The following is a 12,240-nucleotide window of genomic DNA, read 5'->3' on the forward strand; positions in this document are numbered from 1 at the left end:
TGCCGCCCGGGGAAGGGGGTCGGGTGTCCATCGCCGAGCTGCAGGTGTACTCCGTGGAGGAGGCCGATGTCACGGGCGGGGTGTGCGTGGTCCGCTGCGTCGGCGGGACTGCCCGGGCCGGGCAGGTCTACGCCGTCGGCGAGTCCCGGCTGGGCCTGCGCCGCATCGAGAGACACGGCCGGCCCGTCGGCTCCTTCGGTGCCGGGCACACCGCGAGGGTGCACTTCACGGGGGCCATGGTCGCGCTGCTCTCCCGGGGGCAGGTGCTGACGGCGGTGCCTCCCGCCGGGCACGCGCTGGCGGACCTGGAGGCCTGGCTGGCCACCGGGCCGCCACTGGACGACGAACCGCAGCCGCGGACCCTGCGCGTGCTGGCGGGGGTGCGGATGCGCGACGACCGGCTCCCGGACGCCGTCCGCCTGCGCTGGGGACGGGTGGCGCTCGCCGCCACCCACCGCTGCGCACGCGCCGAAGCCCTGCCCGATCTGGTGCGGGCGCCCGAACTGGCCTGCGTACAGGTGTACTTGATCCAGCAATTCGGGCCCGGCCCGGGCGGCGACCCGGCGGAGCTGTGCGGCACGCTGCTGGCCCTGATCGACCTCAGCCCGGAACAGGCCGCCGCCCAGGGCGGGGCCTGGCGCGACCTGCCGCACCACCGCATCCGCCACCTGCGCCGCATCAAGGGCCTCATCCCGTGGCTGGCGGCCCTGCGCCCCCACCTGGCGGCCGGCTCGCCGCAGGCGACCCGGGTCGACGCGTGGACGCGGGTCAGGAACCTGCTCCCGTAGGGCCCGGGCCGGTCACTTCCAGGGGATGTTCAGCCAGGGGCTGGCCGGGTCGGTGGTCAGCGTGACGTGGGCGGCGAGGGCGCCGGTGTACCAGGTGCCGAACTCCTCCTCGTCGAAGTGCAGGCACCGGCCCAGGACGTACCCGGCGGAGAACTCCGCCCACGACCGGTACGTCCCCCGGGCCGCCTCCCCGGCGCGCAGGACGGCCTGCTCCGCCTCCTGGAGGGTGCCGTAGCGGCAGCCGACGCCCCACCGGGCCATCTGGGAGGCCCGGCCGATGTCCCAGGCCTCCACGGAACGCACCCAGCCGTCCTCGGGGAGCAGCCCGTCGGCCCGGAAGCGCTGCTCGTAGCGGGCGATCCGGCCGATGAGCCGCCCGACACCGGCGATCTCGCCCTCCACCTCGGCGGCGGGCCGGGGCCGGGCCGCGGTGACCCCGTCGGGGGTGAGCTGCGGCTCCGCGGCACGCTCGGCGTTGCGGCGCAGGGTGGCCTCGGCGGTGTGCCGCCAGTGCTCCACCTCCACGGGGCCCGCGAAGTCGGAGGCCAGCGCCCGGCGTACGCGCAGCGCGAACTCCCAGACGGGGCTGACCATTTCGGCGCTCAGGAGGGTCTCCAGGGTGGAGAGCCAGTCGCCGCGGTCGGTGATGCTCCAGCTCTTCGCCACGCGGCGGCGCTCGTGCTGGTAGCCGCCGCCGTGGTAGGCGAGCGCGTTCCAGAACTCGCCGTTCGTGACGGCGAGATGCCCGCCCACGGCGAGGCCGTGGGCGATGTCCCCGTGCAGCGGGCCGCCGGTGAACAGGGCGTGGACCCTGCCGTCGGGCAGGCCGTAGGAGGGCGCCGCGTCGGCGTGCGCCCGCCAGCGGGCCAGGTCGGCGGGGGTGGTGGTGAGGTACGCCTCGGCGGGGGAGCCCGGGTTCACCGCGAGGAACGCCGGATCGTCGGCGGCCCACACGGTGGAGAACCAGCCCAGGCTCCGGGACTCGAAGACCGTCTCGGGCGTGGGGGCGGGCAGCATGCCGGCGGTGTGCACGACGAGCATGCGGTCCGGGGTGGCGTGGAAGAAGACCGAGTCGGGGTGGGCGTCGGACTGGGCGCGGTGCTGCACCAGGTAGAGCGGGACACGGGCGAGCACGTCGAAGTACGCGGCCCAGTCACCGGCGTTCTTCGCCCCGTACAGCTCTCTCTCGATGACGCTCGGCGCGATCCAGGTCCCGGTCCCCATACGGGCGACCCTAATACGGGCGCGGCGTGCCGCCCCGCCCGGGCCGGTCGCCCCGGCGCCCCCTCGTGCCCCCGCGCGACCGTGCGGACCCCCTTGACGCCCCCTGGGACCGGGGGGACGCTCGCGGGTCTCGCTCGAATCCGCACGGTTGCAGCCGGGGGGCCGCTATGCCGCAGGAATCCTTTCAGTCGGCCGGGGAGTTGCGCGCGCGGCTGCGCGCGCGGGGGGCCCGGTGGTCGGTACTGGAGCACCTGGCCGACGAGGAGCCGCTGCCGCGGCCCTCGCTCGGCCTGGAGCCGGGGACGAACCTGACGACGGCCGCGGAGGCGGGCGAGGTCGACCTGCGGGAGATCGTCGGGCACGCCAGCGGCAACCCCCACCTCACCCGCCGCCGGGCCGCCCACGGCCTGCTGGCCGCCGGGACGGCGCCGGTGACGGCCGGTGCCCGCCCCGCCGCGGTGGACTGGCGCAACCGCTGGGGCCGGCCGTGGATCACCAAGGTGAAGGACCAGAACCCGTGCGGGTCCTGCTGGGCGTTCGGCGCGGCCGGGCTGGTGGAGTCCATGACCCGCATCGAGCACGACGTCTGGGCGGAACGCTCCGAGGGGGACGTCCACGACGGCCTGCGCTTCAGCTGCGGGCAGGGCAGCAACCCCGAGACCGCCCTGGACTGGATCCGGGCCAACGGCGGTCTCGCCGACCCGGACTGCTGGCCGTACAGCATCCCGCCCGCCGGGCTGCCGGCCGCCCGCCGCGACGCCTGGCGCGCCGAGTACACGCCGAGCTGGGACCGGTCCGGCCGTACGGTCCGGATCCCCGCCCACGTCCCGCTCGGCGACGTGGAGCAGCAGAAGGTTTGGCTGGACACCGTCGGCCCGCTCACCGCCTGCTTCGACGTGTACGAGGACTTCTTCGGCCTGGGGGCGGGCGTCTACCACCGCACCAGCGACCGGCCGGCGGGCGGCCACTGCGTGCTCGTGGTCGGCTACGACGACGCGGCGGGCTGCTGGCTGTTCAAGAACTCCTGGGGGACGGGCTACCACGTCGGCGGCTACGGCCGGATCGCCTACGGCGAGGTGAACATCGACCACTGGGCCAAGTGCGGCCTGCGCGGCACCAATCCGGACCCGTGGACCAAGCGCCGCCTGCACACCGGGAACGTCTACGAGAGCGGCAACGGCCGCGCCCACCGCAACTTCGAGCTCCTCGCCACCACCACCGGCGGCCGCCTCCAGCACTGGTGGCGCGAGGGCGACGCACCCTTCGCGTGGTCCCGCGCGGGCGTCTTCGCCGCCGACGCCTCCGGCCAGCCCGCTTTCACCGGGACCACCTACAACCGCAACATGGAGTCCCTGCACGTCACCACGGGCGGCCGGCTGCGCCACTGGTACTACGAACAGTCCGCCGCGGTGTGGCGCGACGGCGGCGTCTTCGGGCCCGGCGACGCGGCCGTCGGAGCGACCCCGGCGTTCATCCAGAGCGACTACGGCAAGCCCGGCAACTTCGAGGTGGTCGTGCGCACCGCCGACGGCCGCCTCAACCACTGGTGGCGGATCAACGGCGCCCCCTGGACCTGGAACGACGGGGGCCGCTTCGGCTCCGGCATCGCCCACTACGGGCCGGCGCTGGTGCAGACCCGCTCCCGCCACCTCGACCTCGTCGCCGCCCGTACCGACGGCCGCATGCAGCTGTGGTGGCGCGACGACCCGAACGGCTTCGTCTGGCGCGCGGGGGAGGTCTTCGGCAGCGGTACCCCGGCCACCTCCGCGCCCTGCATGGTCGAGGGCCAGAACGGGGCCGCCGACGAGGACACCGCCGGGAACTACGAACTGTGCGTGGCCGTCGCCGGCGGGCAGGTCGAGCACTGGTGGCGCGGGAACGCGGGCGGCACCCCCTGGCGGCGCGGAGCGGTCTTCGGCCACGACGTCGCCGCGGTCACCGGGATGCTCCAGGGCAGCTTCGGGTTCAACCTGGAAGTCGTCGTCCTGCGCACCGACCGCCGTCTGCAGCACTACTGGCGGGACGGGGCGGGCTGGCACGAGGGGCCGGTGATCGGCCCCGTCTGAGAGGACCGGACGGGCGTGGAGGTACGGAGTGTCGTGCTGAGACCCGGTGAGCCGTACGAGCTGCGGCTCACCGGGCGCGGGGCGCGCGGGTACGTGTGGACCTGGCGGGTGACGGGCGACGAGGACGTGGTGTCGGTGACGCCGGGCCCGTCCGCCGCGGGGGCCGGCCCGCCGGGGGCCGCGGTGGAGCTGGTGTACGTCGTACGGGCCCGGCCCCCGGGCGGGGGCCGGGCCAGGATCCGGTTCGCGCAGGTCAGGCAGCCCTACCCGGAGGAGGCCCCGTACGACGAGTTCGTGCTCGACGTGGAGGTCACCGGCGGCGGGGGCTGAGCGCGGCGTGCTGCAGGGCCTCCAGGGGGCCGCGGTCGAAGCGGCGCAGCCACAGCACCGACCCGGCGGCCAGGACCGCGCTGACGCCCGCCCACAGCCCCATCACCCACCAGGGGCCGCTGCCGCCCAGTCGCTCGGCGAGGCCCAGGCCGATGCCGTAGCAGAGCAGCATGCAGAGCAGGTTCTGGGCGACGTAGCAGGACAGGGCCGTGCGGCCGACGGAGCCGAGGGCGGTGGTCGCGGACGCGGGCATCCACCGCCGGTCCAGGACGATCCCGACCAGGCCGATGTAGCCGAGGGCGACCAGCGGCGCCGCGCCGTAGCGGCCCAGCAGGTAGAAGTCGCCGCCGCCGAGCGTCGTCGCGGCGTTGAGGGGCAGTCCGAGGCCCAGGCCCCAGACGGCCAGCCGGGTGCGGATGCGGCGGCCCTCCGCGGTGTCGGTGAAGGCACCCGCGCGGTGCAGCCGGACCCCGAGGAGGAAGAGGAGGACGAGCAGCCCGAAGGAGAAGACCGGCTCGATCCGCAGGGCCGCGAAGTTCTCCAGGCGGAAGGCGATCTGCTCGGGCCAGCTCCCGCGGGCGTAGAGCTCCACCGCCGCCGGGTCGGGGGCCTTCGGCGCCCCCTCCGGCCGGGACACCGCGTCCAGGGTCAGCAGGCCGACCAGGGCCAGGTGCAGCCCGCCGGCCGCCCACATGGCCACGCGCCGCACCCTCTCGGAGCGGGCCAGCAGCCAGGCGACGAGCAGGGCGGTCACGGCGTACCCCATGAGCACGTCCCAGGCGAAGACGAGCACGAAGTGGACGGTGCCCTCCAGGAAGAGGAAGGCGGCGCGGCGGGGGTAGCGGCCGGGCCAGGGCTCGCCGCGGCGGGCGGCGGAGTCGAACTGGATGGCCAGGCCGACACCGAACAGGACCGTCAGCAGGGACAGGAACTTGCCGTCCGCGAGGAAGCGGAAGACGCTCTCGGCGAGGTGGGCGGCGGACGGGTCGGAGAGCACGTCGGGCACCGCCATGCCGCCCTGGAGCACGCTCCACTCGGAGCCGGGGGAGGCGAAGATCCACACGTTGGTCATGAGGGTGCCGAGGATCGCGGCACCGCGCAGCACGTCCAGGAGGGGGAGCCGGGTGGTCGTACGGGCCACCGGGGCGAGGGTGTCGGCCATGCCTCCAGCCTTCCGGCGGGCGCGGCCGGGTACGTCCTGCCGGTGGACGAAGCCCCGCTACATCCTTCGATGCAGGGCCGGCGGCTGGGGGGAGGAGCGGGCGGCCGCAGGGGCGGCCGCGAGGAGGATGGCGCTCGGCGGGCACGCCTGCGGGGGTGGGGAGTGGGCGGGGCGGGCGGGGTCCACATTCCGGACGGGGGCGAGGCATGCACCCCTGTTGTATCTATGCTGTGCCCATGCCAGCCGCCACCCCCGTCGCCACCGCCGCCGACCGCGTCTACCGGCACGTCAAGGACGGTGTCCTCGACCGCCGCTACGAGGGCGGCACCCTCCTCACCGAGGGCGAACTCGCCGACGCCGTCGGGGTGTCCAGGACGCCGGTGCGCGAGGCGCTGCTGCGGCTGGAGACCGAGGGACTGCTCAAGCTGTACCCGAAGAAGGGCGCACTGGTCCTGCCCGTCTCCGCGCAGGAGATCGACGACGTCCTCGAAACCCGGCTGCTGGTCGAGGAGTTCACCGTCCGCCGGTCCGTACCGGCACCGCCCGGACTGCTGGACCGGCTCGCCGCCCTGCTGGAGGAGCAGCGCGCCCACGCCCGCGCGGGCGACCTCGCCGCGATGATGGCCGCCGACCGCTGTTTCCACGCCGAGATCGTGCGCAACGCCGGCAACCAGATCCTCTGCCGCCTCTACGACCAACTCCGCGACCGGCAGCTGCGGATGGGCGTCGCCCTGCTGCACGCCCACCCCGACCGGCTGGAACGCACCCTGGCCGAGCACGCCGAGATCCTGGCCGCGCTGCGTGCCGGGGACGCGGAGACCGCCGCGGCCGCCGTCCGCGGCCACATCGGACGCGTCGACGCGCTGCTGCGGGGACCGGGCCGGTGACCGCCGCGACCACACCCGGCGGGAGCGGAACCGGAACCGGGAGCGGCAAGGAGAGCGGGACCGCGGTCGGTGCGGCCCGAGCCCCGCAGGAACCGCTGGGCGGAGCAAGGGCCTTCGCCGTCTGGGGCATCGGCGTCGCCGTCTACTTCGTCGCGGTGATCTTCCGCACCAGCCTGGGCGTCGCCGGACTCGACGCCGCCGACCGCTTCCACGTGGGCGCCTCCGCGCTCGCCACCTTCTCCCTCCTCCAGCTCCTCGTCTACGCCGGCATGCAGATACCGGTGGGCCTCATGGTCGACCGGCTCGGCACCAAGAAGGTCCTCACCCTGGGCGCCGTGCTCTTCACCGCCGGACAGCTCGGCTTCGCCCTCTCCCCCTCCTACGGGATGGCCCTCGCCGCCCGCGCCCTGCTCGGCTGCGGCGACGCGATGACCTTCATCTCGGTCCTGCGCCTGGGCACCCGCTGGTTCCCGGCCCGGCGCGGACCCCTCATGGCACAGCTCGCCGGACTGGTCGGCATGGCCGGGAACCTCGTCTCCACGCTCGTCCTCGCCCCCGTCCTGCACGGCATCGGCTGGACGGCCGCCTTCGCCGGGAGCGCGGTGGCCGGACTGGTCGTGCTGGTCCCGCTGGTGCTGTTCCTGCGCGACAACCCGGAGGGCCACGAGCCCTCCGGGGAACCCTCACCCCCCGCGGCCCCCGGCGGCTTCGTCCGCTTCGTACGCCGCCAGATCCGCGAGTCCTGGAGCGAACCGGGCACCCGGCTCGGCCTGTGGGTGCACTTCACCACCCAGTTCCCCGCGATGGTGTTCCTGCTCCTGTGGGGCATGCCCTTCCTGATCGAGGCGCAGGGGCTGACGCGGGGCACCGCCGGCACCCTGCTGACGCTGGTCGTCGCCTCCAACATGGTGCTCGGGCTGGTCTACGGCCAGATCGTCGGGCGCCGCCAGTCCTCGCGGATTCCGCTCGCCCTCGGCACCGTCGCCGCCACGGCCCTGCTCTGGGGCGCCGTGCTCGCCCACCCCGGCCGGGCCCCGATGTGGCTGCTGGTCACCCTGTGCCTGGTCCTCGGCGGCTGCGGACCCGCCTCGATGATCGGCTTCGACTTCTCCCGCCCCGCCAACCCGCCCGAACGCCAGGGCACCGCCTCCGGCATCACGAACATGGGCGGCTTCCTCGCCTCCATGACCACGCTGCTCGCGGTCGGCGTGCTCCTCGACGCCACCGGTGACGACTACCGCATCGCCCTCTCGACGGTCTTCGTCCTGGAGGCGCTGGGCGTCGTACAGATCCTGCGCCTGCGCCCCCGCGCCCTGGCCCGCGAGGCGGCCCGCACCCGGATCACGATCCCGGCCCCCGCCGTCCCGCCGCCCGTGACGACCACGCCCGCCGTCCCGCCGCCCGCGACCGCCCCGGAGCCGCCGGCGGCGTCCGGGGCGTGCCCGCTGCCCGGCGCGGCCGACCGCGAGACCCGCTAGGTCCTGCCGCCGGATCGCCGCCGCCGGGGCAGGGACCTACGGGGTCACCGAGAACTGCGTCAGGATCGCCTCCGCCAGCTGCGCGTCGCCCTCCACCTTCACGCGGTCGGCGACCGCGTGCGCCCGTACCCGACCCGCCGCCAGCCGTACGTACGTCTCCCAGTCCAGCGTCAGCGTCACCGCCGGGCCCAGCGAAGGCGACTTCTCCACCGTCCCGCGGCCGTCCGCGTCCACCCGGACCGTCCGCATGAACTCCAGCTGCCCGTGCACGTCGAGAACCACCGCCGAGTTCGCCGGCGCGCCCGCCCGCTTCGCCACCACCTTCGCCAGCCCGGACAGCAGCACGTCCTGCGCCACATGGGCGCCCGGCGAGTCCCAGTTGCCCGGCACGCCCAGCGCCGCCCGCAGGTCCTGCTCGTGGACCCACACGTCGAACGCCCGCAGCCGCAGCGCCTGCTCCAGCGTCACCTGGTCGCCGAGCGGCCCGCGCACCATGGTCTGCGGGTCCCGCTTCTCGTTGCGCAGCTGCCGCGCCCGGCGGATGACCGTGTACTCCAGCTCCGAGGTCATCTCCGGCGCGGTGTGGTGCCGCCGGACGTCGACCTGCACCTCCATGTACCGGCTGAACTCGTCCACCACGTGCCGCAGGTCCCGTGCCACGGTGTGGATCGGCCGCGGATCGCCGAGCTGCTCGCACTCGATGCCGATGATGTGGGAGACCACGTCGCGGACCGACCAGCCCGGGCACGGGGTCGCCCTGTTCCACTCGCCCTCCGTCAAGGGCAGGACCAGCTCGGATATGGCCTCGATGGAGTGGGTCCACGCGTCGGCATAGGGCTGAAGACTGGGATGCGGATGGACGGTCAACGGGACCCCTCGCGGTGCTGTTCAGTGGCGTCGTTCAGTGGCGCGTTTCGGAAGCGGTGGACTCAGTTTCCAAAACTACGCTGCCGGTGAGCACCCCGGCAGTGCTTTCGTGTGACGATTCATGGGCCCGAGTTGACGGCTTGAACGCCAGGACGGTGGTAATGTGCGCGCCTCGCTGATCCAAATCGCAGTGAACGAGGGCGAGTCGGTGTCTTCCCGACGCGCCCGCGTGGCCGATCTCGTACGGGAGCAGGACGAGTCCGACCTCGTCGTGCTGCCCGAGCTGTGGACGGTCGGGGCCTTCGCCTACGAGCAGTTCGAGACCGAGGCCGAACCCCTGGACGGCCCGACCTACGAGGTCATGTCGAAGGCCGCGCGCGACGCCGGGGTGTGGCTGCACGCGGGCTCGGTCGTCGAGCGGGCCGGCGACGGCTCCCTCTACAACACCGCGCTCGTCCTCTCCCCCGAGGGCGAACTGGCCGCGACCTACCGCAAGATCCACCGCTTCGGCTTCGACCAGGGCGAGGCCGTCCTGATGTCGCCCGGCGACTCCCTCACCACCGTGACCCTGCCCGAGCAGACCCTGGGCATCGCCACCTGCTACGACCTGCGCTTCCCCGAGCTGTTCCGCGGCCTGGTCGACGCCGGATCCACCACCATGGTCGTCGTCGCCGGCTGGCCCGCGCGCCGCCGCGCGCACTGGACGCTGCTGAACCGGGCGCGCGCCGTGGAGGACCAGTCCTACGTCCTCGGATGCGGCCTGGCCGGCACCCACGCGGGCGTCGAGCAGGCCGGGCACAGCCTGGTGGTGGACCCGTGGGGCGAGGTCCTGGCGGAGGCCGGCCCCGGCGAGGAGGTCCTCACGGTGGACCTCGACCCGGACAAGGTCCAGGAGACCCGCGACCAGTTCCCCGCCCTCAAGGACCGCCGCCTCCGCCACTGACGCCCCCGGCCCCGCCGTCACGCCCCCGACACCCCCCAGAGCCAGACCGCGAGCCCGGCCGGGACCGGGCAGGCGAGCGTGCCGAGGAGGAGCATCCGGGCCGACCCGGCCAGGGCGCGCACCCGGGGGGCGCGGGCCAGGGCCACGAGCGCGGCCGCGCCCGCCGGGATCGGCAGGAGCAGCAGGAGGATCCCGCCGACCGGCCCGCCGGCCCCGGCGGTCCAGAACAGCGCGACGCAGCCGAGGCCTCCGACGAAGGACACCGAGAGGGCGGTGACCGCCCAGACGAGGACCGCGAGCAGGACGACGGCGGGCCGCTCCGCGCGGGCGGCCGCCGTCGCCCTGCTCGCGGTCGCGGGCCACAACGGTCCGTACGGGGCGGTGGGGGCGTCGGGGTTCACGGCGGGCTTCCTTCCGTCGCGTGCGAGAGGGGGACGAGCCCATCCTCGGCTGCGGTCCGCGGCCCGGCATGAGCACCCGTGCCCAGCCTCCCCCGGGCCGCGTACTCAGTCCGGGGCGGAGTCCTCCCGCTCCTTCTCCGCCATCCTGATCACGCACACCGCCACCGCGACCAGCAGGGCCGCGTCCGCGTCCTCCCGGACCACGTCCACCGCGTACGTCTCGCGCACCCGGTACCACTGCCGCGAGACCAGCGCGAGCAGCTCGCCGTCGTACTCGACCTTGAACTCGCGGTCCAGGATCCGCCCGCTCACGTCGAGCTCCGTGCCCTCGACCAGCGTCACGCGGAAGTGGTTGCGCAGCAGCGAGAAGCGCTTCCTGCGGATCACCGCGAGCTGCCGCTCGTCCCGTTCCAGCGTCATGGCGTCGCGGAAGCCGAACAGCTTCTCCCGCAGGGTGATGCGGATGCGTCCGTCGGGGTCCTTCAGCTCCAGGGTGTCCCGGAAGCGCAGGGCCTTCCCGTAGGCGAGGAAGGCGTGCCGCCCGTCCTCGTCCTCGATCACGCTGTCGTCGCCGATGGCCAGCATTTTGTCCCGAACGAGGTATTTCATGCGCTGATCAGTGCCCGCGATAGGTTTCCGCCATGCCCCTCCTCTACGTGACCGACCTGGCCTACCCGGCGCGCGGCCGCCGCTACTGCGACGAGGACATATTCCTCACCTCCCGCCTGCGGGAGCACTTCGAGCTCGCGCTGTGCCACCCGGCCGACGCCCGCGCCCTGATGCCCGCCTTCGACGCCGTGATCGTCCGCAACAGCGGCCCCGTCCTGCACTACCAGGCGTCCTACGACGCCTTCCGCGCCGCCGCCCTCGCCGCCGGCACCCGCGTGTACAACCCCCTCACCGGCCGCGCCGACATGGCCGGCAAGCAGTACCTCCTCGACCTCACCGCGGCCGGCCTCCCCGTCATCCCGACGATCGACGACCCGGCCCGCCTCGCCGAGCTCCCCCAGGTGCCGCAGTACGCGGTCAAACCGAAGCAGGGCGCCGACTCCATCGGCCTCACCTTCACCGCGACCCCGGACGGCCCCGCCGGGGGGGTGCTGATCCAGCCCCGCATCGACTTCGCGTACGAGGTGTCCTTCTACTTCGTGGACGACGCCTTCCAGTACGCCCTCCACGCCCCCGACCCGGCCCGCCGCTGGGAGCTGAGCCCCTACGAACCGACCGCCGCGGACCTGGCCTTCGCCCGCACCTTCATCGAGTGGAACACCCTCGACCACGGCATCCAGCGGGTGGACGCCTGCCGGGCCCCGTCGGGCGAACTCCTGCTGGTGGAGCTGGAGGACCTCAACCCCTACCTCTCCCTCGACCTCCTGCCGGCCGCCGTCCGGGACGGCTTCGTGGACGCGTTCGTGGCCTCCCTGCGCTCCTTCCTCGGCTGAGGCCCGATGTCAGACCCGGCTGTCAGGCTCTGCGCATGGACAAGCAGACCTTCTGGAAGCTGATCGGGACGGCCCGCGAGCAGGTGGAGCCGGACGCGGTGGCGCGCCGCGCCGCGGAGCTGCTCTCGGGCCTGCCGGAGGCGGAGGTGGCCGCGGCGCAGCAGGTGCTGTGGGACCTGCTGGCCGACTCCTACCGCAGCCCGCTCTGGGCCGCGGCCTACGTGATCAACGGCGGCTGCTCGGACGACGGCTTCGACTACTTCCGGGGCTGGCTCCTCACCCAGGGCCGGGAGACCTTCGAGGGAGCCCTGGCCGACCCGGACTCCCTCGCGGACAACACCGCGGTCCGCGAGGCGGCCCGGGAGGGCCTGGAGCTGTGGGACGAGGAGGCCCTGTCGATCGCCTGGACCGCCTACGGCACGGCGACCGGACGGGAGCTCCCGTCGGACTCCTTCACGATCCGCTACCCGCCGCTGGACCCGTCCTGGGACTTCGACTTCGACGACACCGACCGCCTCCGCCCCCGCCTGCCCCGCCTGACCACCCTCTTCGCCCTGCCGTGACGGGGCCCGCGCCCCGGGCCGTACCCGGTGAGGGGAAGTCGCCGACCTGGTGCTCCACACGGTGGCGGATGTACTCGTCCGGATGGGAC

General features: G+C 74.1%; 13 protein-coding genes. 8 read left to right on the plus strand and 5 right to left on the minus strand.

Annotation, left to right across the window (positions count from 1 at the left end; genetic code table 11):
• Positions 1 to 23: 23 nt before the first annotated feature.
• On the plus strand, positions 24 to 788 hold the full coding sequence (locus ACPU2J_RS17595; RefSeq protein ID WP_420080192.1) for a hypothetical protein: 765 nt from the start codon (positions 24 to 26) through the stop codon (positions 786 to 788).
• Positions 789 to 800: 12 nt separating this feature from the next.
• Here ACPU2J_RS17595 and ACPU2J_RS17600 read toward each other — a convergent pair whose 3' ends face one another.
• Positions 801 to 2,012, minus strand: coding sequence for a DUF1266 domain-containing protein (locus tag ACPU2J_RS17600; protein ID WP_399311680.1), 1,212 nt, complete (start codon positions 2,010 to 2,012; stop codon positions 801 to 803).
• 167 nt (positions 2,013 to 2,179) lie between these two features.
• Between ACPU2J_RS17600 and ACPU2J_RS17605 the strand changes: the two genes are divergently transcribed.
• On the plus strand, positions 2,180 to 4,078 hold the full coding sequence (locus ACPU2J_RS17605) for a C1 family peptidase (protein ID WP_420080191.1): 1,899 nt from the start codon (positions 2,180 to 2,182) through the stop codon (positions 4,076 to 4,078).
• Positions 4,079 to 4,111: 33 nt separating this feature from the next.
• On the plus strand, positions 4,112 to 4,408 hold the full coding sequence (locus ACPU2J_RS17610; protein WP_420080190.1) for a hypothetical protein: 297 nt from the start codon (positions 4,112 to 4,114) through the stop codon (positions 4,406 to 4,408).
• Here the strand turns inward: ACPU2J_RS17610 and ACPU2J_RS17615 are convergent.
• Positions 4,389 to 5,570 (minus strand): DUF418 domain-containing protein, encoded by a 1,182-nt coding sequence (locus ACPU2J_RS17615; protein WP_423833573.1) that lies wholly within the window; start codon positions 5,568 to 5,570, stop codon positions 4,389 to 4,391. The genes ACPU2J_RS17610 and ACPU2J_RS17615 overlap by 20 nt on opposite strands.
• 236 nt (positions 5,571 to 5,806) lie before the next feature.
• Here ACPU2J_RS17615 and ACPU2J_RS17620 point away from each other — a divergent pair, with 236 nt between their 5' ends.
• Positions 5,807 to 6,457: a GntR family transcriptional regulator gene (locus ACPU2J_RS17620; RefSeq protein ID WP_420080188.1), complete on the plus strand. Its 651-nt coding sequence runs from the start codon at positions 5,807 to 5,809 to the stop codon at positions 6,455 to 6,457.
• A 95-nt stretch (positions 6,458 to 6,552) separates the two neighbouring features.
• Entirely contained in the window at positions 6,553 to 7,935 is a 1,383-nt protein-coding gene (locus ACPU2J_RS17625; protein ID WP_420082393.1) for an MFS transporter, read from the plus strand.
• Positions 7,936 to 7,971: 36 nt separating this feature from the next.
• Here the strand turns inward: ACPU2J_RS17625 and ACPU2J_RS17630 are convergent, their stop codons facing one another.
• The gene (locus ACPU2J_RS17630) at positions 7,972 to 8,802 is read right to left on the minus strand and encodes a maleylpyruvate isomerase family mycothiol-dependent enzyme (protein ID WP_423833574.1); all 831 of its coding nucleotides are present in this window, start codon (positions 8,800 to 8,802) and stop codon (positions 7,972 to 7,974) included.
• A gap of 163 nt (positions 8,803 to 8,965) precedes the next feature.
• On the opposite strand from ACPU2J_RS17630, the gene ACPU2J_RS17635 reads away from it, so the two are divergent.
• Positions 8,966 to 9,745: a carbon-nitrogen family hydrolase gene (locus ACPU2J_RS17635; protein WP_399816196.1), complete on the plus strand. Its 780-nt coding sequence runs from the start codon at positions 8,966 to 8,968 to the stop codon at positions 9,743 to 9,745.
• A gap of 17 nt (positions 9,746 to 9,762) precedes the next feature.
• Here the strand turns inward: ACPU2J_RS17635 and ACPU2J_RS17640 are convergent, their stop codons facing one another.
• Entirely contained in the window at positions 9,763 to 10,146 is a 384-nt protein-coding gene (locus tag ACPU2J_RS17640; protein ID WP_420080187.1) for a hypothetical protein, read from the minus strand.
• Positions 10,147 to 10,251: 105 nt separating this feature from the next.
• Entirely contained in the window at positions 10,252 to 10,755 is a 504-nt protein-coding gene (locus ACPU2J_RS17645) for an LURP-one-related/scramblase family protein (RefSeq protein ID WP_423833575.1), read from the minus strand.
• Between the two features lie 32 nt (positions 10,756 to 10,787).
• Between ACPU2J_RS17645 and ACPU2J_RS17650 the strand changes: the two genes are divergently transcribed.
• Together ACPU2J_RS17650 and ACPU2J_RS17655 are read left to right on the plus strand one after the other, a co-directional pair.
• The gene (locus ACPU2J_RS17650; protein WP_423833576.1) at positions 10,788 to 11,588 is read left to right on the plus strand and encodes a hypothetical protein; all 801 of its coding nucleotides are present in this window, start codon (positions 10,788 to 10,790) and stop codon (positions 11,586 to 11,588) included.
• 35 nt (positions 11,589 to 11,623) lie between these two features.
• Positions 11,624 to 12,151, plus strand: coding sequence for a DUF4240 domain-containing protein (locus ACPU2J_RS17655; protein ID WP_420080184.1), 528 nt, complete (start codon positions 11,624 to 11,626; stop codon positions 12,149 to 12,151).
• Positions 12,152 to 12,240 lie beyond the last annotated feature (89 nt).

It is taken from the genome of Streptomyces manipurensis, assembly GCF_049570255.1.
Lineage (GTDB): Bacteria > Actinomycetota > Actinomycetes > Streptomycetales > Streptomycetaceae > Streptomyces > Streptomyces manipurensis.

What these genes read in the sequence shown, in the direction of transcription:
- ACPU2J_RS17600 (WP_399311680.1), bottom strand. Translation starts at nt 2,012, where the DNA reads ATGGGGACCGGGACCTGGATCGCGCCGAGCGTCATCGAGAGAGAGCTG.
- ACPU2J_RS17605 (WP_420080191.1), top strand. Translation starts at nt 2,180, where the DNA reads ATGCCGCAGGAATCCTTTCAGTCGGCCGGGGAGTTGCGCGCGCGGCTG.
- ACPU2J_RS17615 (WP_423833573.1), bottom strand. Translation starts at nt 5,570, where the DNA reads ATGGCCGACACCCTCGCCCCGGTGGCCCGTACGACCACCCGGCTCCCC.
- ACPU2J_RS17620 (WP_420080188.1), top strand. Translation starts at nt 5,807, where the DNA reads ATGCCAGCCGCCACCCCCGTCGCCACCGCCGCCGACCGCGTCTACCGG.
- ACPU2J_RS17645 (WP_423833575.1), bottom strand. Translation starts at nt 10,755, where the DNA reads ATGAAATACCTCGTTCGGGACAAAATGCTGGCCATCGGCGACGACAGC.
- ACPU2J_RS17650 (WP_423833576.1), top strand. Translation starts at nt 10,788, where the DNA reads ATGCCCCTCCTCTACGTGACCGACCTGGCCTACCCGGCGCGCGGCCGC.
- ACPU2J_RS17655 (WP_420080184.1), top strand. Translation starts at nt 11,624, where the DNA reads ATGGACAAGCAGACCTTCTGGAAGCTGATCGGGACGGCCCGCGAGCAG.